This window comes from Shewanella sp. SM69, assembly GCF_025653985.1.
Classification (GTDB): domain Bacteria; phylum Pseudomonadota; class Gammaproteobacteria; order Enterobacterales; family Shewanellaceae; genus Shewanella; species Shewanella oncorhynchi.
The window spans coordinates 25410-49603 of the sequence record NZ_JAKKRV010000012.1 but is presented as its reverse complement, the minus strand read 5'-3'; the positions used below and the strand labels follow the sequence as shown (position 1 = coordinate 49603).

Below are 24194 nucleotides of genomic sequence, written 5' to 3'. Positions count from 1 at the left end.
CATAGCGCCATAAAGAAATGTAAATTGCGAAATCTAGCAAATTGAGCTTAGTGGATGGCGCGGGAGAGATCACATTAACACTCAGATTAAATAGGCTTAACTGATGCGTGTAGAGGCAGGCCATTATACCGTGCTGCAGATATAAAAAAGGCTTGAATAAGCGTTGCCTATTCAAGCCTATATTTAAAGTGTTTGAGTTAGCTTAAGCTGCGCTCACTATCCGCTTTAACGTCAACTTCTGTGTATTTATCCATAATCAAGGCACAAGCCGCATCGCCAGTGATATTGAGTGCGGTACGGATCATGTCAAAAACCCTGTCTAACGCAAACAGCAAAGGTAAACCATCGATAGGAATTCCCGCAGCTAACAGCACTGCCACCACTAAGAAGGATGGGCCCGGCACACCTGCTTGACCAATTGCGCCTAAGGTTGAGGTGAAAATGATGGCCGCATAGGCTGTCATCGATAGATCAACGTTATACATTTGGGCAAAGAACATGGCCACTAAACCATAATAAATCGCGTTGCCGCTCATATTAATGGTGGCGCCTAACGGCAGTACAAAAGCCGTGGTTGCCTTAGAGACTTTAAGATCTTCCTCGCAGGTTTCCATATTCACTGGCAGAGTCGCCATTGAAGAGGCGGTCGATAAGGCCATCACCTGCGGCTTCTTCATTGCCGAAATAAACTGGCGCGCCGACACTCTTGAGAAGAGTTGTACCACTAATGGGAAGAAGATAAAGCCGTAGATCAGAATCGCAGCCACAAATACGGCGAATAACTTAAACACGACTTCTAGTGCATCAAAACCGAAGGTGCCGACAGAATCGGCCATCAAACCAAATACACCGATAGGGGCAATGATCATCACGCAGTTGATCATCCACACAAAGGCATCGACGACTGTGTTAAGTGCGGCCAAAATAGGTTTAGCGCCATCGCCTTTAACTTTAGTCAGTGCGATGCCGAAGAAGATACTAAAGACTAAGATTTGTAATATGTTACCGCCGTTCAGCGACTCGAACACATTGGTTGGGATCATGCCGATAAAGGTATCCATTACCCCAGGCAATGCGCCATGTTCCTTGGTTACTTCCATCAAGTCTGTGCTGCTGTGGGCGGTAAAATCAACACCTGCACCCGGTTGGAACAGATTACCCATCAAGAGTGCAAGCACAACGGCAAAGCCCGACGTGACAATAAAAAAGCCGAAAGTGCCAATGCCAATCTTACCCGCCGATGGGCTATCGCCTAAGCTCGCCGCACCGCTGATGATAGAAACCAATACCAGTGGGATCACTAGCATTTTGATTAAATGGATGAAAATGGTTCCGAGTGGTGCAAACACACTTGCACTCTCGCCCATCATAAAACCCACCAGTGCGCCGATAATCATGGCAATAACCACTTGCACACCAATGTTACCTAATAAACTCTTGCTCTTCATTCTTGCGAAACTCCCCAGTTGCCGCAGCATTTTGTGTCATGCACAGACGATTTGAACCTAGACGACTCAAGCTTTAGTGATTAAGGCTTACTCTAGGCTAAAGGTTCACTCTATGTTAAAGGCAAGTGCCCGACATTTTTGTCCGGCTAAAGTATCACAATTGCATAGCAGGGGATTGTGAAACATCACCAACCTTGGTTTCAAAATAACCAAAGTCTAAATCACGTTAACGTTAAATGAGGAATGCTTAAATTTATGCGCTTAAAAATGAATAAAGCTTATTTAATTATGGGATTTTAACTGCCAAATTGATGAATTGTGATTTTTACTTTGATGGGCGCAGATATCCTCTCGTATTCTTGGGGCGGCTTGAGTCGTTGGTCACCCATCTTTTACTTGTATGAATCATGAGAGTGGTTAATAGCTAAAAACCTCAATGACCATTCAACTCTGTGACTCACTCAGTTTTCCCTATGACAACTCCATTCCGAGGACATTATGAACATCACCTCATTTTTTGGCCCGCCCGAATCGTTACAGTGCTGGATAAGCAAGTGCGTCGAACAACCTGGATTGAGTTATTGGCTGGTTTATCAAGATCTTGATGAAGGTGAATCCCTGCAACTGACCACTCCATTATTCCCGATAGTGAATGATATGAGAGACCTATCGGATGACGAAATCGATGCCTTTGAGGATAGCTTAGGCCGGAGTGACTATGGTTATCTGCTAAACATGGATCAAATCGAGGATGTGATCGATAACCTCAAGCAGCAAAAAGCCCAGCCAAGTGAACAGGAACTGCTTGAAGCTATTATCTTTTATTATGAGCAAGATGCGTTTATAGATATTTAAGTGTTTATTTTTATTTTGTTGTTTCTATATAAAATAAAATTACGTGTTGTTAGCGGTAAAATACCGACGGTTAACGTCGGCATTTGTGTTTAAGGCGAGGTAATAAGTTGTGCACCATTTAGTGGTTATTGAGGTATTGAGCGCCTGTTTATTATTAATTCAATTTCGCAAGCACTCTGAATACCTCTTGAACGCCTTAAGGCATTGCGGGGAAGGAGAGCGAGCTGCCAATCCCTAGAGGCAAGCCTAAGGCCCAATATGCCAGTAAGAAACCGCTCCAAAGTAAAAGAAAACTGATTGAAAACGGTAACATCAGTGCCACTAAGGTGCCGATGCCTGATTCCTTAACGTATTTTTGGCAAAACACCACAATTAACGGAAAGTAAGGCATCAGTGGGGTGATGATATTAGTGGATGAGTCGCCCACTCGGTAAGCGGCTTGAGTCAAATCCGGTGACACACCTAGTTCCATTAACATGGGCACCATAATGGCGCCAATCAATGCCCATTTGGCTGAGGCAGAACCCACTACTAGATTGACGAACGCCGTGAGAAACACAATCCCCACCAGAGTCACGCCCATAGGAAGGGCTAATTCCTTTAACGCCAACGCGCCTTTAATGGCCATTAATGCGCCTAAATTAGATTGACCAAAGGCATAAATAAACTGAGCACAGAAGAAGGCCATGACGATGTAATAACCCATACCGCTCATGGATTTACTCATGCCCTGAATAATGGCTCTGTGGTTGTTTGCCGTGCCAGCGGCATAGCCATACACTATGCCGGGGATGAGGAAGAACACAAAAATAATCGCCACAATGGAGCGCATTAAGGGCGCTGAAGCACTGGTTAAGGCGCCGTCAGTAGCACGCCAAGCAGAATGTTCACCATAGGCGGTTAATACTAATCCTAATGCACACAACAACATGGCGGCCATGGCGAATTTGAGTCCGCGGCGCTCATGGGGTTGCAGTTCATCTAGGGTTGGGAGCGTGCTGGGATCGCCATTCACCGCAGTGTTTTTTAGGCGCGGCTCGATAACTTTATCCGTTAAGAACCAGCCAACTAAGATAATTAAAATGGCAGAAGCCGAAGTAAAAAAGATGTTATTCAGTGGGTTAATCGTTAATGTGGCGGCCGCGGGATCGGCCGATAATCTTGCCGCTGCCTGAGTTAAGCCCGCTAACATAGGATCAAGACTCGATGGCACGCCAACGGTTGCAGAAAAACCGCCGGATACGCCAGCGAAAGCGGCGGCAATACCGGCTAAGGGATGACGACCCGCGGCATAGAAGATCACCGCGCCGAGCGGGATAACCAGTACATAACCTGCATCTACCGCGACATGGCTTAGAATACCCACGGCTATCAATACCGGGGTGAGTAACATCTTGGGTGTGACAGATAAAATGGAGCGCAGGCCTGCATTAATAAAGCCGGTATGTTCAGCAACGCCTAGACCCAACATAGCAACCAGCACGACACCGAGCGGCGGGAAAGTCACAAAGGTCGTGACCATCGTCGAGGTAAACGCGGTCAGTGCACCGCCTTCGAGCATATTAACGACTTGAATCGGGTTACCAGTACGAGGGTCGATTTCATCAAAACTGACACCCGATAATCCCCAAGAGATCAACCAGACTAAGCCCAGAAACATCGCAAATAATACTGCTGGGTCGGGCAGTTTATTGCCGACGACTTCGACGCCATTGAGAAATCGCTGGAATCCAGTGACAGGTTTATGATTTTCCATTTGGGTGCCGCTTCCTAAAAAATGATGATTGTTATCGGTGATTATAAAAACGCAGCATTAATTTAAGCTTGGTTTAACTAATCGATAAGAAATAAAACACATAAAAATCTATCGTAGTGACTTTAGTGCGGGCCGATCTCATCGTCACTAAATCAATTTAGCCACAAATAAAAAGCGCGGGTTCATGACTGAACCCGCGCTTTTTTATGAAACGATATTTTGACTAAATAATCGTACCGAACAGAGCCGCTACGCGCTTATGCCTTTGGGCCAGCGTTACGGATAGCGTCTGACACTTGATACTTAGCGAAGTTTTTAGTGAAAGCTTCGGCCAGCTTCTGGGCGTATTCGGCGTATAGCGCTTTATCGCCCCAAGTGTTGATTGGGTTGAGTAAATTGCTATCTACACCACTTACTGCCACAGGAACGGCGAGGTTCAAGGTGTCTAAGTGGACGGTTTCCACATCTTTCAACTCACCGCTGACAATCGCATCGACGATGGCGCGGGTGGTTGGGATGTCAAAACGTTTACCTACACCGTGTGGGCCACCAGTCCAACCAGTGTTGACTAAGTACACTTGGCTGCCGAAGGACTCAATGCGCTTCATCAACAGTTCTGCGTACACGCCAGCAGGGCGTGGGAAGAAAGGTGCGCCGAAGCACGTTGAGAAGGTGGATTGAATCGCCGAGGTTGAGCCGATTTCAGTCGAACCCACTTTGGCGGTATAGCCAGATAAGAAGTGGTATGCCGCTTGTTCTTTGGTCAGGATAGAAACCGGTGGTAATACGCCAGATACGTCGCAGGTTAAGAATACAACCGCATGTGGCTCAGCGCCGCAGTTGTCTTCTTTACGTTGGGCGATGTGCTCCAGCGGATACGCTGCGCGGGTATTTTCCGTTAGGCTACTGTCTTTGTAGTTAGGTACGCGGTGTTCGTCCATAACGACGTTTTCAAGCACAGTGCCGAAACGAATCGCATCCCAAATCACGGGCTCATTCTTCTGGCTTAAATCGATACATTTGGCGTAGCAACCGCCTTCGATGTTGAATACACCGCCGGGTGCCCAGCCGTGTTCATCGTCACCAATCAGGAAGCGTTTTGGATCAGCAGAGAGTGTGGTTTTACCTGTGCCAGATAAACCGAAAAATAGCGTAGTGTCGCCATCTTTACCTACGTTGGCCGAACAGTGCATAGGTAGCACGCCTTGGGCTGGCAGTAGGAAGTTCTGCACTGAGAACATAGACTTTTTCATTTCGCCAGCGTATTTCAGGCCAGCAAGCAGCACTTTACGTTCAGCGAAGTTTAAAATCACGGTCGCATCTGAGTTAGTGCCATCACGTTCTGGTACGCAAACAAAGTCAGGGGCATTGATGATCTGCCACACTGGTTTGTCTTTACGATTAAATTCTTCAGGAATGATAAATAGATTGCGGGCGAACAGTTGGTGCCAAGCGTATTGCGTGGTGACTCGTACTGGTTGGTAATGTTCAGTGTCAGCACCGACTTCGAGATCAGATACAAACAGTTCTTTATCGGCTAGGTAAGCTTCAACCCGTGCCCATAAACCTTCAAAAGCACCTGGATCGAAAGCCTGATTGACTGGGCCCCATTCGATATCAGCTTCTGAACTGGGTTCTCTTACAATGAAACGATCGCCAGGTGAGCGACCGCTGCGAGCGCCTGTTTTAGCAACTAATGCGCCATTGGCTGTCAATTCACCTTCGCCGCGTAGCAGGGCAAATTCGACAAGTTGTGCTGTTGAGGGGTTAAAGTGAACGCGGTTTAATCCATCCGCCATAGTGAGGTCTCCATTTGATTTGTAAGGTTATTTTAATATCGATCGTCTGCCGATTTAATTTTATTTATCGCCTGAGTCGTGCTAGGTGACAAAGTGAGGGCGATTGTAGCCTAAGCCGAGTGCAATGTGTGAGGGGATTATAGGTATGAATAAAAAATGGGCGCCAAATAGGGCGCCCATTTTTTAGGGGGAGTCGTTTTACTGCTGGGTTGTTGATGTTTGACCGTTAGCAAATAAGGTTGCTACGTCTATGGCATCAAAGGTGTATTTAGCGTGGCAATATTCGCAACCCATTTCTATCTTGCCATCTTCGGCCAGTATGGCTTCGATTTCTGCTTGATCTAAGGTTTTGATCGCGCCGGCACTGCGTTCATGGGAACAAGTGCATTTAAAGCTCACATCGATAGGATCAAATAAGCGTACTTCTTCCTGATGATAGAGGCGATGTAACACGCTTTCTGCATCAAGAGTAAATAGCTCTTCGGCCTTGATGGTCGACGTCAGTTGGCTCAAGTGTTCGAAGTCGGCGTTGTGATCTTGCTGGCTTGGCAGAATTTGTAGGAACATGCCCGCCGCTTGTTTGCCGTCGGCAAATAACCAAATTCCCGTAGGTAACTGCTCAGATTGATTGAAGTATTCTTCAACACAGGCCGCAAGCGTTGGCTTGTCTAGTGCAACAACACCTTGGTAGCGTTCACCTTCGTCGGGTGTTAAGGTGATGACCATATAGCCTTGGCCGAAGAGTTCTGTGAGGCTAGCATCATCGGCGAGTTCAGCATTCCAGCGAGCCACACCGCGTAACTCTTGTAAATTGTTACCGTTGATCACCGCTAAAGAAACAGGGCCGTTGCCTTGTAACTGTACGCTGATATCACCGCTAAATTTCAATGTAGCGGTTAATAGTGAGGTGGCTGCCATTAATTCACCCAGTAACACTTGCAGTACGGCTGGGTATTCTTGGGCGCTGATCACTTGTTGATAGCTGTCTTGTAACTGCACCAGTTCACCGCGCACATCGGCATTATCGAACAAGTAGCGGTGTAAAGTATCTTGGTTCATCGTGTATCTCACTGTTAAAGGTCTTTAAAGCGCATGAGCTGGCGTCGTTGCTTTTTATCTGGTTTCTGATCGGGTATCGGGTTATTGAGCATGTGGAGGCGTCGTTGCTCAGCATTAATGGCCCGTTTAGCCAGACTTGTCGCGGTTTCTTCGTACAATTCTTGTGCAATCGCACCACTTTGGCGTAATTGCGATAATTTTTTTATGACGATCTCTTTATCGTCATATCCTTGGCGTATCTTAAGGACGGCGCCTATCTCGGCATTCCTACTAGATTTGGCACGCTGGCCGTTGTAATGTACTTTGCCGCCGTTAATCATTTCTTTGGCGATGGCACGGGTTTTATAAAAACGTGCAGCCCAAAGCCACTTATCGAGTCGAATGTCTGTTTTATCGCTTTGACCTTGAGTCATAGTGTCTCCAGCTAAAAGATCGATGAGTTCACATGCCGAGCAAGAAAATGCGTGAAGAGCATTTCTATTATGTTAAAGGGTGGCGTGCTTCACACCCTTTTATGGCGGGCAAAGTTAGCATAATTGGCCTATTTTCGCCAATTTGAATGCTGTTATGGGCTTGTTGCCAAATGCTGCCTAGGTTAGCATGAGACGGTAATCGCCTAATTATTATAATCAGAACAGAGACCTGTATCGAGGGTCCACATAAAATATGGATTTATTAGATAAAGTTATCGCAAAAGCCATTGGCATGCCCCATAAGCCCTTAAGCCGGATAGTCTTCTGGTTGGGTTTTATTGTGATCATGTTGTTAGCCGCGCAAATTACATGGAAATTAGTGCCTACTAGCTCATCACCCAGTGCTTGGTCACCAACGCCCGTTAACCTGACGGGTAAAGGTGCTGGGCAGGTTGATCTTGCGGGTTTACAGCAGCTTGGTCTCTTTGGTAAGGCAGATGCTAAATCTGAAAAGCCAAAAACTGAGGTTGTTGAGACTGTGACCGACGCGCCTAAGACCACACTCTCTATTCAGCTCACTGGCGTTGTTGCATCGACAGCGGATCAGAAAGGCTTAGCGATCATTGAGTCAAACGGCAGCCAAGAGACCTACAGCTTAGGCGATAAAATTAAGGGCACTTCGGCATCACTGAAAGAAGTCTATGCCGACCGTATTATCATCACTAACGCTGGCCGTTACGAGACATTAATGCTCGATGGCTTAGTTTACACTAGCCAAAGCCCAGCCAATCAGCAGTTACAACAAGCTAAGACTAATAAGACTGGCTCGGCAGTGAGCCGTGTCGATCAACGTAAAAATGCCGAAATCTCCCAAGAACTCGCCGAATCCCGCACCGAATTGTTAGCTGACCCCAGTAAGATCACCGATTATATTGCCATTTCACCTGTCAGACAGGGTGACGCTGTGGCGGGATATCGCTTGAATCCAGGGAAAGACGCCAATTTGTTTAAGCAGGCGGGTTTTAAAGCTAACGATTTAGCCAAATCGATTAATGGATACGACTTGACCGTAATGAGTCAAGCGTTAGAAATGATGAGCCAATTACCCGAGTTAACCGAAGTTTCTATTATGGTTGAGCGGGAAGGACAATTGGTTGAAATCATGTTTAGTTTGCCGCAATAACACGCGTTAGAGGAAAGAAAAAGAATGAATAACAAAAGGATTCGACGCAAGCTGATTGCTGGGGTTGTTGCGGGTGCAGCCATGTTCTCCTCCCAATTCGCTTGGTCTGAACAGTATGCGGCCAACTTTAAAGGCACGGATATTCAAGAATTTATCAATATCGTTGGTAAAAACCTGAATAAGACCATCATAGTTGACCCGACAATTCGCGGCAAAATCAACGTTCGCAGTTATGATCTGTTGAACGATGAACAGTATTACCAGTTTTTCCTCAACGTCTTACAAGTTTACGGTTATGCCATCGTTGAGATGGAAAATAACGTTATTAAAGTCATTAAAGACAAAGATGCCAAAACCGCTGCAATTCGAGTCGCTAACGATAACGACCCCGGCCTTGGTGATGAAATGGTGACGCGTATTGTGGCCTTGTATAACACTGAGGCTAAGCAATTAGCGCCGTTATTGCGCCAACTTAATGATAATGCGGGTGGCGGCAACGTAGTGAACTACGACCCTTCCAATGTCTTGATGTTGTCTGGCCGTGCTGCTGTAGTGAACAAGTTAGTCGAAATTATCCGTCGAGTGGATAAGCAAGGCGATACCTCGGTGCAAGTGGTGCCGTTAGAATTTGCCTCCGCGGGTGAAATGGTACGAATTATCGATACCCTTTATCGTGCTACCGCTAACCAATCCCAATTGCCAGGCCAAGCGCCAAAAGTGGTTGCTGACGAACGTATCAATGCCGTAGTCGTGAGCGGTGATGAGAAGAGCCGCCAACGTGTGGTCGAGCTTATCCGTCGTCTCGATGCCGAACAAGCCAGCACAGGTAACACAAAAGTTCGTTATCTACGTTATGCCAAAGCAGAAGATTTAGTTGAAGTGCTGACCGGTTTTGCCCAAAAGTTGGAAGGCGAGAAAGATCCGAGCGCTCAGGCTGCAGGTGGTAAACGCCGTAATGAAATCAATATCATGGCGCATACTGAAACCAACGCCTTAGTGATCAGTGCTGAACCCGATCAGATGCGCACTATCGAGAGCGTCATTAATCAACTCGACATCCGCCGTGCTCAGGTACTCGTAGAAGCCATTATCGTGGAAGTCGCCGAAGGCGATAGCGTCGGCTTTGGGGTCCAATGGGCCGCGAAAGCGGGTGGTGGTACTCAGTTTAATAACTTAGGCCCAACCATAGGTGAAATTGGTGCAGGTGTATGGCAGGCGCAAGATCAAGAAGGGACATTCATCACTAACCCGAGCACTGGTCAGGTGATAGGTCAAAACCCGAGTACTAAGGGAGATGTGACGCTACTCGCCCAAGCCTTAGGCAAAGTGAATGGTATGGCTTGGGGCGTGGCCATGGGCGACTTTGGCGCCTTAATTCAAGCAGTGTCGAGTGACACTAACTCAAACGTACTGGCAACGCCTTCTATTACGACCTTAGATAACCAAGAAGCCTCGTTTATTGTGGGTGACGAAGTGCCTATTCTGACAGGTTCTACCGCCAGCTCGAGCAACAGCAATCCATTCCAAACCGTTGAGCGTAAAGAGGTTGGGGTTAAACTGAAAGTGGTGCCGCAGATCAACGAAGGCAGCTCTGTTAAGCTGACGATTGAACAGGAAGTTTCTGGGGTTAACGGTAACACAGGCGTGGATATTTCCTTCGCGACTCGTCGTTTAACCACTACCGTTATGGCGGATTCTGGTCAAATTGTGGTACTCGGTGGTTTGATCAACGAAGAAGTACAAGAAAGTATACAAAAAGTACCATTCTTGGGTGATATCCCTATTCTAGGACATTTGTTTAAATCTTCTTCGAGCAAAAAAACGAAGAAAAACCTCATGATCTTCATCAAGCCAACGATCATACGTGATGGCATCACGATGGAAGGGATTGCTGGGCGTAAATATAATTATTTCAGAGCATTACAGCTTGAGCAGCAAGAGCGTGGCGTGAACTTAATGCCAAATACTCAAGTGCCAGTGTTGGAAGAATGGAATCAGTCTGAGTATTTACCACCTGAAGTTAACGAGATTTTAGAGCGTTATAAAGAAGGTAAAGGTTTAGAGACCCAGATGCGTAAAACGGATCCAACGCTCAAAACGCTCGATGAAAACAAAAACAAAGATAAAACCAATGAGTGAAATTCAACTATCCCAAGTCGATGACCTTAGCCAAGTCTCTAATGAGCTAGGCCTTGAAGCTGAAGGTGATGAGGTATTTCGTTCGAGCAGTAAAGAGCGTTTACCTTTTGCCTTTGCACACCGCCACGATGTGGTGCTCGCGCTGGGCGAAACGGGCGAGTTAAGCTTGTTTTATACGAGTAAAACACCGTTAACGGCTATGCTCGAAGCGCGGCGTTATTCGGGTGTCGATTTGCCTTTGGTTAAGCTCGAAGTGGCGAAGTTTGAGGCCAAACTCACTCAAGCATATCAGGCGAACTCGTCTGAAGCGCAGCAGTTGATGGAAGACATAGGCAACGAGATGGATTTATTCACCCTTGCCGAAGAGCTGCCGCAGACCGAAGACTTGCTCGAAGGTGATGATGATGCGCCTATCATCAAACTGATTAATGCCTTGTTATCTGAAGCGATTAAAGAAGAAGCGTCGGATATCCATATCGAAACCTACGAGAAACAGCTTGTGGTGCGTTTCCGTATCGATGGTGTACTTAAGGAAGTCCTCAAGCCAAACCGTAAACTGTCGTCGCTGTTAGTGTCGCGGATTAAGGTTATGGCTCGCCTCGATATCGCCGAAAAACGTGTGCCGCAGGATGGCCGTATTTCGCTACGTATCGCAGGTCGTGCGGTAGATGTGCGGGTATCGACCATGCCATCGAGCCACGGTGAACGTGTTGTACTGCGTCTGCTGGATAAAAATACTGGCAACCTCGATTTAGAACAATTGGGGATGACAGACAGTATTCGCGTTAAGTTTGAAGATCTTATTCGTCGTCCTCACGGGATCATTTTGGTGACTGGCCCAACGGGCTCGGGTAAAAGTACCACTTTGTATGCGGGTCTGACGGAGATCAACTCCAAAGACACCAACATACTCACAGTAGAAGACCCTATCGAATATGAGTTAGACGGTATTGGTCAGACCCAAGTAAACACTAAGGCCGACATGACCTTCGCTCGTGGTCTGCGTGCAATTTTGCGTCAAGACCCCGATGTGGTGATGATAGGCGAGATCCGCGACCTCGAAACCGCGCAAATTGCGGTGCAAGCGTCACTCACTGGTCACATGGTAATTTCAACCCTACATACCAACACAGCCTCTGGCGCGATTACACGTTTGCAAGACATGGGCGTAGAGCCATTCCTCGTGTCTTCAAGTTTGCTCGGCGTGTTGGCTCAACGTTTGATCCGAACCCTTTGTCCTAAATGTAAAATCGAGCATGTGCCCGATGCGCGTGAGCGTGAGTTGCTGGGCATAGCTGCCGATGACGACAGACGTATTTTCCGTGCTAATGGCTGTAAATCCTGTGGGAACAATGGCTACCGTGGTCGAACCGGTATTCATGAGCTATTACTGGTTGACGATAATGTGCGTGAATTGATCCATGGCGGCCGCGGTGAGTTAGCCATCGAAAAGTATATTCGTCAGTTTGTACCGAGCATTCGTCACGATGGCATGAGCAAAGTGCTCGCGGGCATCACCACTCTCGAAGAAGTGCTACGTGTGACTCGCGAGGAGTAATTTATGCCAGCATTTGAATATAAGGCACTGGATGCCAAGGGAAAGCAGCTTAAGGGCGTGATTGAGGCGGATACCGCCAGACACGCCCGCAGCCAACTGCGCGATCAGCGCATGATGCCCTTGGAAATACTGCCTGTTACTGAAAAAGAAGCCAAAGCTAAGAGCAGCAGTTTTTCGTTTTTCAAACGTGGTATTTCAGTTGCTGAATTAGCTTTGATCACCCGCCAAATTGCGACCTTAGTGGCCGCGGGTTTACCGATTGAAGAATCCCTTAAAGCCGTTGGTCAGCAGTGCGAGAAAGATCGTCTCGCGAGCATGATTATGGCGGTACGTTCTCGGGTGGTGGAAGGTTATAGTCTGGCCGATTCCTTGGCTGAATTTCCGCATATTTTCGATGATTTATACCGTGCCATGGTGGCCTCGGGTGAAAAGTCCGGTCACTTAGAAGTGGTGCTTAATCGTCTGGCGGATTATACCGAGCGACGCCAACAGCTTAAATCTAAGCTGACCCAAGCCATGATTTATCCCGCGGTTTTGACCACAGTGGCGATAGGGGTGATTTCAATCCTGCTAGCTGCGGTTGTGCCTAAAGTGGTCGGACAGTTTGAGCACATGGGCGCTGAGCTTCCCGCCTCGACCCGATTTTTGATCTCGGCCTCTGACTTTGTGCAAAACTATGGTGTGTTTGTGATCATCGCCTTAGTGCTGCTGTTCGCACTCTTTCGGCGCATGTTAAAGTCACCTGCATTTCGGATGAAGTACGATAATTTTTTATTGAGCATGCCGGTTGTTGGCCGCGTGAGTAAGGGATTAAATACGGCGCGTTTTGCGCGGACGTTAAGTATCTTATCCGCCAGTTCAGTGCCTTTGCTCGATGGTATGCGTATCGCGAGTGAAGTGTTGCAGAATATGCGAGTGCGGGCCGCAGTTGACGATGCGACTGCACGCGTGCGGGAAGGAACTAGCTTAGGTGCAGCGTTGACTAATACTAAGTTGTTTCCGGCTATGATGTTATACATGATTGCGTCGGGCGAGAAGAGTGGTCAACTTGAGCAGATGTTAGAGCGGGCCGCCGATAACCAAGACAGGGAATTCGAAGGTAACGTCAACATAGCATTGGGTGTATTCGAGCCTATGCTGGTGGTCAGTATGGCGTGTGTTGTGCTCTTTATCGTGATGGCAATTTTGCAGCCAATTTTAGCCTTGAATAACTTGATTAGCGGTTAATTTTTGAATTTATGGATTATGACCAAGTCGATTGGCATAGGATTTTTTAGGAGAAGTAGTCGATGCAAATGAACAAGAAACATCAAGGTTTTACCTTACTCGAAGTGATGGTTGTTATCGTGATTTTAGGGATTTTAGCCTCTATGGTTGTGCCTAACTTGATGGGTAACAAAGACAAGGCTGACCAACAAAAAGCCGTGTCTGACATAGTTGCACTCGAAAATGCCTTAGATATGTATAAGTTAGATAACGGTGTTTATCCATCGACCGAACAAGGCTTAGAAGCATTAGTGCAAAAGCCTACGATTTCGCCTGAGCCACGTAACTACCGTGAAGATGGTTATGTAAAACGTTTGCCAGAAGATCCATGGCGCAATAACTACCTGTTGTTAAGCCCTGGCGAAAACGGCAAGTTAGATATTTTCAGTGCAGGCCCCGATGGTCAACCAGGTACCGAAGATGACATCGGTAACTGGAATTTACAGAATTTCCAATAAGATGCTAAAGCTGCGTCACGCTGGTTTCACCTTAATGGAGGTGATGCTAGTGATTTTGTTGATGGGGCTCACGGCTGCGGCTGTGACTATGTCTATCGGCAATTCTGGGCCGCAACAGGCCTTAGATAGAACGGCGCGGCAGTTTATTGCGGCCACTGAAATGGTGCTTGATGAAACCGTTTTAAGTGGCCAGTTTATTGGTATTGTGATTGAGAAAACCAGTTATCAGTTTGTTTTTTACAAAGAAGGTAAGTGGGAGCCTTTGGATAAAGACAGACTCTTATCTGAAAAGCAAATGGAGCCAGGGGTTGTACTGAACTTAGTGCTCGATGGTTTACCTTTGGTACAAGAGGATGAGAAAGACGATTCTTGGTTCGAAGAACCGCTGATTGAACCCTCTGCCGATGATAAGAAGAAACACCCTGAGCCACAGGTCATGCTATTCCCGAGCGGTGAAATGAGCGCTTTTGAGCTGACGTTTATCGCTAAAACTAACAAAGGCCAGCAGGCCGAAACGTTAGTGGTCGGTGATGCGCTGGGCAGATTAACCATAGGGCGCCCCGATGAAACGCGTTAAGGGCATGACCCTACTCGAAGTGATTGTGGCCCTTGCCGTATTTTCGATTGCGGCTGTGTCTATCACTAAAAGTTTGGGCGAGCAGATGGCAAACATGCCGATTCTGGAATCGCGCACTTTAGCACAGTGGGTGGCTGATAATCAGATGGTCGATGCCAGACTCGATCCACAGTTTCCTGAAATCGGTAAAAAAGAAGGTCAAGTTGAGCTCGCAGGAAAGGATTGGTATTGGCGTAAAGAAGTGGTGAAAACGACGGACGATAATTTTCGTATGATCCGCATAAGTGTGAGTGAAGACGAACGCTATCAGCGTATTGCCGCACAAGTGAGCAGTTATGTCCTTAAAACTAACTAGTGCGCAGCGGGGATTCACCCTGCTGGAAATGCTGATCGCCATCGCGATTTTCGCCATGATAGGTTTGGCTTCTAATGCGGTACTCAGCACAGTGCTGACTAACGATGAAGTGACGCGCGCGTTTTCAACTCGGCTTAAAGCTCTACAACAAGGCTTTGGTGCGATTGAGCGTGATCTCGCGCAAATGGTGGCGCGCACGCCAAGATTACTCGAAGGTGGTCGAGGTTCGACCGTCTTCCAAACGGGCAATGATATCTTAGATTCGGAATCAGAAGCCTTAGTGTTTTACCGTTTAGGCTGGTTAAATCCCGACGGTTTATTACCGCGAGGCAGCTTGCAGTCGGTGGCGTATGTGGTGCATGAAGGGCGGCTGGAACGCTGGTATTTTCCTTATCCTGAGCCTGAATTTGGCGCCGAGCCGATTAAGACAGTGATTATCGACAAAGTGCTGTCGGTGGAATATTCCTTCTTCATGGAAGACAAGTGGGAGCGCAAAGTCGAGGCGACTAAGTTGCCTAAAGCGATCGCCATGGAGATTGAGATTGAAGGTTTAGGCAAGATCCAACGTAAGTTCTTGTTGCCGCTGGGTGCTGTTGCACCAGAAAAGTCTAAGGATGACGATAATAAAGACGAAAATCCTGACGATACGAACAAAGATAAAGACAAAGATGGTGATGGCGTCGATGATGGCTCGGGGAATGATCCTGGTGACGGTTCTGGTGTTCCAGGTGATGGTGACCCTGAAGATGAGGGCCGCGAATGAGAACCCAATCTCGGTCTAAACAGCGCGGTGTCGCACTGATAGTTGTGCTCTTGATTGTTGCCATGGTGGTGATCATCGCGACAAACATCACAGGCCGTAATCAGTTATCCATGCGTCGAACGTTGAACTTGGCCCAGTACGATCAAGCCTATTGGTACGCGATTTCTGCCGAAGAACTGGCGAAGAAGATTTTAAAACAAGATTTAGACGACTCGGAAGGTCGGGTCCACAGGCAACAATATTGGGCCATGGCCGATGTTGTGTTTCCGGCTGAATACGGTGAAATTGCTGGCAAGATCACTGATATGCGGGTCTGTTTTAACTTAAATGCCCTGTCTGTGACCACGAAAGAGGTGGAAAACAGTCAACCTAAGCTGCCGCTGGCGGCGAAGCAATATAAGGCCTTGTTGGTGAGTTTAGGGATGGACGACTTTAGTGCGGACCGTCTGACCCAGACCTTAAAAGATTATATCGACGAAGACACCACTGCTAGCCCTTATGGTGCCGAAGATGCGGAATACGAAGCGCGAAATGTGCCTTACCGTGCGGCCAATACGCTGATGAATCATCGCAGTGAATTACGGGCAGTGATGGGATACACCCAAGATATCTATTTGAAACTCTTGCCCTATGTGTGCGTTATCCCAGGTAATGACAGACAATTACTGAATGTGAATACCTTGGAAGTAGAGCAAGCGGCACTGTTAGCTGGCATGCTCGAAAATCAGATTTCGGTAGGAGAAGCAGAAAGTATCATTAACCAACGCCCCGGTGATGGCTTTGCCAAAATCGAAGATTTTTATGAAAGCTCATCCATGGGCTCGATCAAGTGGGAAGGTGCCATGAAGTCGAGCTTTGTCATCGATAGCCAATATTTTTTATTGGCCTCGGGGGCGAAGGTTGATAACGCCGTATTTAGAATGGAAAGTGTGCTCAAAAAGAGCGGCGGCAATAAAATGGAAGTGCTCACCCGTCAGTTTGGTGGCCAAAAATAATGGCAGTGCTCACCCGGCCGGGTTTGATGTTGGTGGGCAAAAATAATGGAAGTGCTCACCCGGCAGGGTTTGATGTTGGTGGACAAAAATAATGGCAGTGCTCACCCGTCAGGGTTTGATGTTGGTGGCCAAAATAATGGAAGTGCTCACCCGGCAGAATCTGGTGGACAAAAATAATAGCAACGAGCTCAGTCACGCTTTCTTGACTGGGACTGGTGGAGAAAAACTGTGAGTGAACGGCTATTTATTCGCTTAGGCAGAACAGCAGAGCAAGCGTGCTCTTGGCTCGTTTGGTCGGAGCAAGAACAGGAAATTATCGCCTCTGGCGAGCTCGCCAATGCCCAAGGTTTGTCGACCTTAACTGAGCGTGCGGGCAATCGTCCCGTCGATGTGTTAGTGCCCGCCGCGGCAATGACGCTCACTAGTGTGCATTTGCCCGAAAAAGGTCAACGCCAAGCCTTGAAAGCCTTGCCTTTTATGCTCGAAGAAGCCTTAGCCGATGATGTCGATGCTATGCATTTTACTGTTGGTCCACGTGACGGTGATGCCTTAAGTGTGGTCGCAGTGGCCCATGAGCAAATGCAGACTTGGCTGAGTTGTTTGACCGAAGCGGGTTTAAAAGTGAAGCGCATTGTGCCTGATTGTTTAGCCTTGCCATTGCAAGAGTGCCAATGGGCGGCAATGAATTTTGGCAATGAGCTATTGCTGCGTACCGGATTAGCTTCGGGCCAGAGCTTACCTCTGCCTTGGTTGCCAATTGCGTTAGAACAACTTAAGCCAGTGCAAGGTGAGGTCTCAGTTGCCAGTTATACCGAGATGCAACTCGAGGGTGTCGAGCTTAAGCCGCAGTCACTTGAGCTACCTATGTTAGTGTTAGCCCGCGGTATTTTGCATGCGCCAGTGAATTTACTGAGCGGCGTTTACACGCCGAAGCGTGAATACAGCAAACAGTTGATGATGTGGAAAAGTGCGGCCATCGTTATTGCCATCGCTTGTGTGCTGGCCTTAGTGAATAAAGGGCTGACTATACATCAAGTCAATGGTCAGATTGCCGATCTTAAAGCCCAGAGTGAATCCATTTATCAGCAAGTGATCCCGGGAAATTCGCGCATTGTTAACCTACGTTCGCAGATGGAAAGTCAGTTACGTGCATTGCAGGGACAGGGCAGTGGTGCCGAGTTTTTTGCCATGCTCGATGGTTTACAGGATGCCTTTAAGCAAGTGCCTGAACTTAAACCTAATAGCCTAAGATTCGAAAGCGCGCGTAACGAGATCCGTATGCAAGTGAGTGCGAAAAATTACGCGCAGATCGAGAAGTTTAAAGAGATTGTCGGTCGTCGTTTTCAACTCGACGGCGGCACTATGAATAGCGGTGAAGAGCAAGTCACCAGTACCTTAACCTTGAGGAGCAAATAAGATGGATAATTTGCGGACTTGGTGGCAAGGGCTCGCATCGCGCGAGCAGCAGTTAGTAGGCTTTTGCTCGATATTTTTAGTCATTGGTATTTTTTATTGGGGTGTTTGGACGCCGATTGCCAATGCTGAAGCCGATGCATTACGTAACCTCAATGCACAGCAACAGACGTTGAACTATGTAAAACAAACGGCGAATAAAATAGCGAGTCTTAAGCAGAACGGTGCTAAGCCAACTACGTCGGGCAGTTTAAGCTCAGTGGTTAACCAAACTGCGGGCAATTATGGGTTAGTGATTACTCGCATGCAGCCCCAAGGCGATAAGATCCAAGTGTGGATGGACGATGTTCCTTTTGATGCCTTGTTAGGTTATTTGAGTGAGTTAGTACAGAAGAAAGGACTTTCACTCGAAAGTGTTGATTTGGCTGAGGCCGATGTACCTGGCTATGTCAAAGTGAGACGTATCCAATTAGCGCAATAAATTAAGGTGTAGCTGTGAGTTTGATAAAAAAAGTCATCATAGGCGTACTGATTTATTTAATATTTTTAGTCGTTCTATTCCCCGCTAAGATTGCGATAGCGTTAGCCCCATTGCCCGCGAATATCAGTGTTTCGGGTGTGAGTGGCAGTATTTGGTCTGGCAGCATAGAAACCTTAAGTATGCCGCAGCGTCAGGTAGAGCAAGTGCGTTGGGATCTGAGTCCTTGGGCGCTATTTTTAGGTAAAGTGAAAGTTGATTTTCAAGTGGGCAGCCGCGCAACACCTGTCAGTGCTAAGGGATTAATTTCTTGGTCTATGGGAGGCTTAAGTGCGCAGGGGCTACGTTTCGAAGCGCCGGATAGTTTTTTACTCGGCAATGCAAAACTGCCCTTTAGAACCGAAATTACCGGTGAAGTCAGTTTGTTGGTTGAGACGCTAGAGCAAGGTAAGCCTTGGTGTGAACAGTTGTCTGGTAAGCTGTTTTTGAATCAAACCAATGTTAAGAATCAGTTTGGTAACTATCCTCTAGGTAATATTGAACTCGGACTGAGTTGTGTCGAAGGCAAAGCGCAATTGGCCACAGATGAAACCAAGAACCAGCTTGGTATTGTTGGTACCTTACAGTTAGATGAAGGCAATATGGTGAAGGTTGAGGCTAAGATTAAAGAAACGGCAGAGCAACCGGAAGATATGCGTGAGTCGCTGAATATTTTAGGTAAGCGTGGTGCGGATGGTTATTTCCCTGTGGTATATCAGGGGCGGATCCCTGGGTTATAGCGCTGTTTTAGATGAGCATTTAAACTTAATGTGAGTGCTCAGATTTGAAGGCCGTAATGCGAGAGTTGCGATTAAATGTCCGATCATAAAACAATGCGATGAATAGAAACGAAGGCACCTTAGGTGCCTTTTTTATAGCCTTTTTATCGCGTTAGATCAGTCAGTAGTGAGTGATAGTCGGTAATCGCGGGGAAATCTTGAAAGACTTTGATTGGTTTTTTACTGTCTGGGTTAGCAATCCCTAATTGATGACCCACACCGGCAAGTTTTGCGGCCTTGAGTATGGGTTCGCTATCGTCGATAAAGAGACAGCGACTTGGTTCAAGGTTGAATTGCTTAAACAAGGTCAGCCAAAATTGTGGGTGTTCCTTAGGGTAACCTGTCTCGTGGCTAGAAATCATGTCATCGAGCCCTGCTGCCAGCTCGGTATGTTCAAGCTTTAGGGCAAGACTCTTGGGATGCGCATTGGTCACTAAGATGCGCCGTTTACCTGCAGAGGCCAAGGCCGCTAAAAATGGCATGCTGTCTTGGCGCAGTTGAATACGATCCACTAAAGTGCGGTGCAAGCCCATAATGTCGAGCTGCAGTTGCTCCTGCCAATAATCAAGACAGTACCAATCGAGCGTGCCTACGACTTTCTCATAGGCGTTCACAACTAATTGCTGCGCTTCGTTGTGGCTCAAACCTTGTTGTCGACTCAATTCCTGCGGTACTAAATTCAGCCAAAAATGATTGTCGAAGTGCAAATCCAATAGGGTGCCATCCATATCGAGCAGAACCGTATCGATAGTCTTCCAGTTAAACATGGGTATTTCCTATTTTTGCAAAACTGAATCACGCTTAGCATTGATTGTTGCACTGCGTAATACTCAGTGATGACGATGATTCGAGTCACTTGTATGCTTAAATCTTTGTGCTAGTCTTGGATGATTAATTATTTTTAGTCTGAAAATTAAGCGGTTGGATATGGATATCTGTTCTTTTGCCCTATTAGCTCAAGTTTCAAACCCCCTTAGTTTACAGCAAGAGTTGAATGCTTTGCTGCAACAAGACTGGTTACCCCATGTAAATCAGCGTGATTATATGGGGGGTTGGGATGTTCTCGTCTTACGCTGTGCAGCAGAGTATCGCGGTGCTCATCCTATCTTGCAAGCCTTCTCAATTTCTACCGGTCAGCACTGGCAAGATTTGCCTCAACTCGAATCGAGCCCTGCGTTATGCCATTTTCTACAATCTTTAGCCTGCCCAGTGAAATCCGTGCGTTTGATGCGCTTACATGCGGGGGCAGAAATCAAACCCCATAGAGATCAAGGACTCTGCCTAGAACAAGGCGAGGCAAGACTGCATTTGCCACTGCAAACGAATGAGCAACTCAACTTTTACGTGGACGATAAACGTGTACCCATGCAGGCCGGAGAGCTTTGGTATATCAATGCCGACCAAGTCCATTGGGTTGAAAATAAAGGGCAGGATGCGCGGATCAATTTAGTGATTGATTGCGAGGTCAATACTTGGTTAAGGGAGTTAATCGATGCTGCAAAGATCAGATCTTGAATTAGGGCATAGTTTGGATGTAGCTGTATTAACTCAGTTTGCTAATGCGCTACTGCTGTCGACCTCAGCAGGGGAGTCTAAACGGCTCATCGATCCCATGCTGAAGCAGTTGTGCCAAATAGCGGCAGTGGAGTTACACCCCGAGTCTTTTTTGGATACTGAGGCGAGCCATACGCCTTTTGGTAAGGCCGTTTCACTCACTACCGCGGCGCAGTGTGCCGAAGATCCCGAGCGGGGCCGAGTCTTTATACAAGGGATTTATCAAGCAATACAAGATCGTCTAAAGGCTCATCCCGGGCAGACTGTGAACATCTTATATGCGGGGACTGGGCCTTTTGCTTGGTTATTATTACCTCTGCTGCCGTTATTTTCTGCGAGTCAAATTCAAGTGACCTTGCTCGACATTCATCAAGCCTCGTTAGATAAAGTCACTAAGCTTATTGAACACTTTGATTTAGCTGATCGTGTGGTGGAGAGTGTCTGTGCGGATGCCACGCTTTGGCAGCCAAATACAGTCGTAAAGTTTGATGTGATTCTTTCCGAAACCATGAAGCACTTGTTGCAACAGGAGCCGCAAGTGCAAATTTTTACCCATTTACAGGCGTATCTTGCAGATGATGGCGTGCTCATCCCGCAAAATATTGAGTTAGACGCTTGGCTTGAGTGTCGTACTGTGCAGGATTTTGTGGAGACGCATTATTTAGGGCCGTTATTCGCGCTCAACCTACAAACAGCGCGCTTACTTGCCAGTGGAGACCGTAGCTTCTTGGCTGGTACTTTACTGCTCCCCGATTTCAGCCCGAGTGTGGTAACGCTTAAGTTCACGACTTCCATTCAAGTCTGTGGTAATTCCACGCTGAGCGAATACCAATCCCAACTCACTCTGCCTCGATATCGACGTGAACATTGGCTTAAGCCGCTCTCATGCCTTGCTTTTCGATATGAGCAGGGTACTCATCCCGATTTTGTGTTTGATGTTATAGAGCAAAAACCAGTGCTTGTGTCGAGTGACGATCTGAGCTGCTTAGGCATTTATCATTTGCAGCGGCTTTGGCAAAAGATACAACTACGCAAACGGGGAGTGCCATTCACTGAACTGGCTAATGAATGGCACTTAGATAAAACCTTGCTGGATCTTTGTGGAATAGGGCTAGAGCCGGGTCTGAGAGCTTTATATCAAAACGATCATCAGTCAGCTTTTGTCGCTTACATTCAGCAAATCGCCAAGCTAACAGCCGCGGATATTGCAGGGATTAATCAGCAATTAGGCGCTATTTCCAATGGATTAACGCCATCGGTCACAGTACCAGAAGTCGAAGACTTCAATTCAGCGGAGGTTGAAGACTCAAATCCGGCGGCAGTACTCAGTGAGTCACAACTCAATTTTTGGCAAAGTGAAGGCTACTTAGTGATCCCGCAAGTACTCACGGCAGAGCAATGCGTCGCAACTCGAGATTTTATTTGGCAGCAGTTAGGAGCCAATGAACAAGATCCCACCACTTGGTATCAACCTCATGAGTTTATGCAGAAAATAATGCTGCAACTGTTTCGCCATCCGCAACTAGATGCGAATCGACAAGTCCCCAAAATCCGTCAAGTGTTTGAACAATTGTGGCAGCGAACTGATTTAGTAATAACAACCGATAGAGTCAGCTTTAATCCACCTGAAACGCCAACTTGGCATTTCCCCGGTCCTGATATGCACTGGGATATGCCGCTACAGCTCCCCGTTAAGTTTGCGACTCAAGGGTTAATTTATTTAACCGACACTGGCGAGGAACAAGGCGCATTCTGTTGTGTCCCCGGATTTCATCTCAAGATAGAGGAGTGGCTTCTCGAACAGAACAAGTCTGATATTGAGCTTCAGCAACAGGATTGGCATCGCTGGCAAGTAAAACCTATAGCGGCTAAAGCGGGCGATTTAATCATTTGGCACCATGCCTTGCCCCACGGCGCCAGTCCTAATCGTGGGACGTTACCGCGTATGGTGCAATACATTAACTTTTACCCTATGGCTTCCTAATGGTTGATTTTAAAGAACAACAGCAACGCTATTGGTTGTTAGTTCATAATCCAGCCGCCCTGAGGGAGCTTGGCAAGGTTATGACTCTCACCAACTTTTGCCAATATTTGCGGCTTTTTTGGCACTTACCAGACTGTGGCGATGATACGTTACTGGCCATCTTGCATACTGGTAATCGACAAAGGATAGAGCCGGATTATTCACTCTTCTGCCAGTTTTGGGCGCCAGCAGACTATGACCCTAAACGCAGAGTATTAGAGTGGATGTCCGCCGCAGAAAAACCGATTCATCCTTTCTACTCGGAGCATATTTCTGCCGTGCGGGGTCAGTTATTGTCCGCCTTGATCAAACCCCAAACTGCTCTGTTACCTGCGCCAAATCTTTCTGGGCTAGTAGAACAAGTGCAGCCTGCCGGATTTATATTTCACCTCTCTCGCTGTGGATCTACCTTAGTGTCGCGCAGTTTTGCGGGGTTATCTAAATGCAGGGCGTTATCTGAATCGCCTTTGCTGACTCAAGTGCTATTGGATAGGAGCCTATCAGACACACAAAGACGCGCAGCTTTAATATTTTGTATTAATACCCAAGGTCAGTTGTTTCATCCTGAACAGCATTTGTTGATTAAATGGAATGCGTGGGATTTGCAGTTTTGGCCATTGATCCTATCACTTTATCCTCAAGTTCCCGTGTTATTGCTACTTAGGGACCCCGTCGAGATCTTAGCCTCACAGCAAAAGTCTGCTGGATATCATATGGTGCGACAACCGTCTCGACCTTTATTCCGTGAATTATCAGTACCAGAGGAGGGGGAGTCGATACTGGATTATCAATGTAAGGTATTGCGCTTGTTATTGGGTTATGGGTTAGAGATGAGTCAGCGTAACCAAGTGATGGTCGTGGATTATCAGGAGTTGTTACCCGCGATAGCGAATAAAATCGCAAACTGGTTTTCGTTGGCTCTCTCTAAAGAAGAGTGCAGCCAAGTCGAACAATGTCAGTTAATACATGCTAAAACAGCCACGCAGCCCTTTGTAGCAGATTCACAATCTAAACAAAGTTTTTTTTCGGCTAAGCAAAAAGAACAGATCCACCGTTATTGTAACTGGTCTAATATTCACCTTTTTGAAACTAAAGGTTAACATAAATCTTGTATTTTTGTGTGATGTGAACTAGCTTTAGCCAACTATCTATATTAAAAAATATCAGCAAGTTAACGTTTTTATTCTAGGGATGGAAAATGCAATCATGTACTTCAAAGTCGTTAGCCTTTTTTATTCTGCGAACGCATTTCCCTGAGTCTCTCTTTAAACCTGTCATTCGATT

Annotated in this window: 23 protein-coding genes; 17 read left to right on the top strand and 6 right to left on the bottom strand. The window is 46.9% G+C overall.

The annotated features are described in order from the left end of the window. Positions 1-197: 197 nt before the first annotated feature. Positions 198-1448 carry a dicarboxylate/amino acid:cation symporter gene (locus tag L5M37_RS16045; RefSeq protein WP_131525701.1) on the bottom strand — a complete coding sequence of 417 codons (1251 nt, stop codon included), beginning with the start codon at positions 1446-1448 and terminating at the stop codon, positions 198-200. A gap of 498 nt (positions 1449-1946) precedes the next feature. Between L5M37_RS16045 and L5M37_RS16040 the strand changes: the two genes are divergently transcribed. After that, the gene (locus tag L5M37_RS16040; protein ID WP_263201177.1) at positions 1947-2303 is read left to right on the top strand and encodes a hypothetical protein; all 357 of its coding nucleotides are present in this window, start codon (positions 1947-1949) and stop codon (positions 2301-2303) included. 196 nt (positions 2304-2499) lie between these two features. Here the strand turns inward: L5M37_RS16040 and L5M37_RS16035 are convergent, their stop codons facing one another. The 4 genes from L5M37_RS16035 to hslR form a co-directional block, all read right to left on the bottom strand. Next, positions 2500-4059, bottom strand: a complete 1560-nt coding sequence (locus tag L5M37_RS16035) for an AbgT family transporter (RefSeq protein WP_263201174.1) — start codon at positions 4057-4059, stop codon at positions 2500-2502. 257 nt (positions 4060-4316) lie between these two features. After that, positions 4317-5858, bottom strand: a complete 1542-nt coding sequence (locus L5M37_RS16030) for a phosphoenolpyruvate carboxykinase (protein ID WP_173242580.1) — start codon at positions 5856-5858, stop codon at positions 4317-4319. Positions 5859-6056: 198 nt separating this feature from the next. Beyond that, positions 6057-6917, bottom strand: coding sequence for an Hsp33 family molecular chaperone HslO (gene hslO, locus L5M37_RS16025; protein WP_105250990.1), 861 nt, complete (start codon positions 6915-6917; stop codon positions 6057-6059). 14 nt (positions 6918-6931) lie between these two features. Continuing rightward, positions 6932-7330 carry a ribosome-associated heat shock protein Hsp15 gene (gene hslR, locus L5M37_RS16020; protein WP_011848177.1) on the bottom strand — a complete coding sequence of 133 codons (399 nt, stop codon included), beginning with the start codon at positions 7328-7330 and terminating at the stop codon, positions 6932-6934. A 253-nt stretch (positions 7331-7583) separates the two neighbouring features. Here hslR and gspC point away from each other — a divergent pair, with 253 nt between their 5' ends. The 13 genes from gspC to L5M37_RS15955 all read left to right on the top strand — a co-directional run bounded on the left by gspC (position 7584) and on the right by L5M37_RS15955 (position 19294). Then, on the top strand, positions 7584-8513 hold the full coding sequence (gene gspC, locus L5M37_RS16015) for a type II secretion system protein GspC (RefSeq protein WP_131525237.1): 930 nt from the start codon (positions 7584-7586) through the stop codon (positions 8511-8513). A 24-nt stretch (positions 8514-8537) separates the two neighbouring features. After that, entirely contained in the window at positions 8538-10652 is a 2115-nt protein-coding gene (gene gspD / locus L5M37_RS16010) for a type II secretion system secretin GspD (RefSeq protein WP_263201173.1), read from the top strand. After that, a complete protein-coding gene (gene gspE, locus L5M37_RS16005; RefSeq protein ID WP_105250994.1) occupies positions 10645-12210 on the top strand; it encodes a type II secretion system ATPase GspE in 1566 nt (521 codons plus the stop codon). The genes gspD and gspE overlap by 8 nt, the downstream gene beginning before the upstream one ends. Before the next feature lie 3 nt (positions 12211-12213). Then, positions 12214-13437: a type II secretion system inner membrane protein GspF gene (gene gspF, locus L5M37_RS16000; RefSeq protein WP_263201172.1), complete on the top strand. Its 1224-nt coding sequence runs from the start codon at positions 12214-12216 to the stop codon at positions 13435-13437. Between the two features lie 62 nt (positions 13438-13499). Continuing rightward, positions 13500-13934, top strand: a complete 435-nt coding sequence (gspG, locus tag L5M37_RS15995) for a type II secretion system major pseudopilin GspG (protein ID WP_105250996.1) — start codon at positions 13500-13502, stop codon at positions 13932-13934. 1 nt (position 13935) lies between these two features. Then, positions 13936-14511, top strand: coding sequence for a type II secretion system minor pseudopilin GspH (gene gspH, locus L5M37_RS15990; protein WP_113941577.1), 576 nt, complete (start codon positions 13936-13938; stop codon positions 14509-14511). Beyond that, positions 14498-14866, top strand: a complete 369-nt coding sequence (gene gspI, locus L5M37_RS15985; protein WP_105250998.1) for a type II secretion system minor pseudopilin GspI — start codon at positions 14498-14500, stop codon at positions 14864-14866. The genes gspH and gspI overlap by 14 nt, the downstream gene beginning before the upstream one ends. Beyond that, on the top strand, positions 14847-15629 hold the full coding sequence (gspJ, locus tag L5M37_RS15980) for a type II secretion system minor pseudopilin GspJ (protein ID WP_263201170.1): 783 nt from the start codon (positions 14847-14849) through the stop codon (positions 15627-15629). The genes gspI and gspJ overlap by 20 nt, the downstream gene beginning before the upstream one ends. Continuing rightward, complete coding sequence (gene gspK / locus L5M37_RS15975) at positions 15626-16624, top strand: type II secretion system minor pseudopilin GspK (protein ID WP_263201168.1); 999 nt, start codon at positions 15626-15628, stop codon at positions 16622-16624. Before gspJ ends, gspK begins: the two co-directional genes overlap by 4 nt. A gap of 45 nt (positions 16625-16669) precedes the next feature. After that, positions 16670-16801, top strand: coding sequence for a hypothetical protein (locus tag L5M37_RS15970; protein ID WP_263201166.1), 132 nt, complete (start codon positions 16670-16672; stop codon positions 16799-16801). 51 nt (positions 16802-16852) lie between these two features. Beyond that, positions 16853-18040: a type II secretion system protein GspL gene (gene gspL, locus L5M37_RS15965; RefSeq protein ID WP_173242587.1), complete on the top strand. Its 1188-nt coding sequence runs from the start codon at positions 16853-16855 to the stop codon at positions 18038-18040. Position 18041: 1 nt separating this feature from the next. Next, complete coding sequence (locus L5M37_RS15960; protein ID WP_263201165.1) at positions 18042-18518, top strand: type II secretion system protein M; 477 nt, start codon at positions 18042-18044, stop codon at positions 18516-18518. Between the two features lie 14 nt (positions 18519-18532). Continuing rightward, positions 18533-19294: a type II secretion system protein N gene (locus L5M37_RS15955; RefSeq protein WP_173497004.1), complete on the top strand. Its 762-nt coding sequence runs from the start codon at positions 18533-18535 to the stop codon at positions 19292-19294. Between the two features lie 143 nt (positions 19295-19437). On the opposite strand, the gene yrfG is transcribed toward L5M37_RS15955, so the two are convergent. Next, positions 19438-20100 (bottom strand): GMP/IMP nucleotidase, encoded by a 663-nt coding sequence (gene yrfG, locus L5M37_RS15950; RefSeq protein ID WP_168826969.1) that lies wholly within the window; start codon positions 20098-20100, stop codon positions 19438-19440. 160 nt (positions 20101-20260) lie between these two features. Between yrfG and L5M37_RS15945 the strand changes: the two genes are divergently transcribed. Genes L5M37_RS15945 through L5M37_RS15935 form a run of 3 tightly spaced genes read left to right on the top strand, consistent with a single transcriptional unit; the run spans position 20261 to position 24010 of the window. Beyond that, complete coding sequence (locus tag L5M37_RS15945) at positions 20261-20848, top strand: aspartyl/asparaginyl beta-hydroxylase domain-containing protein (RefSeq protein ID WP_263179881.1); 588 nt, start codon at positions 20261-20263, stop codon at positions 20846-20848. Continuing rightward, positions 20826-22871: a phytanoyl-CoA dioxygenase family protein gene (locus L5M37_RS15940; protein ID WP_263201163.1), complete on the top strand. Its 2046-nt coding sequence runs from the start codon at positions 20826-20828 to the stop codon at positions 22869-22871. The genes L5M37_RS15945 and L5M37_RS15940 overlap by 23 nt, the downstream gene beginning before the upstream one ends. Further along, on the top strand, positions 22871-24010 hold the full coding sequence (locus L5M37_RS15935) for a sulfotransferase family protein (protein ID WP_263201161.1): 1140 nt from the start codon (positions 22871-22873) through the stop codon (positions 24008-24010). The genes L5M37_RS15940 and L5M37_RS15935 overlap by 1 nt, the downstream gene beginning before the upstream one ends. Positions 24011-24194 lie beyond the last annotated feature (184 nt).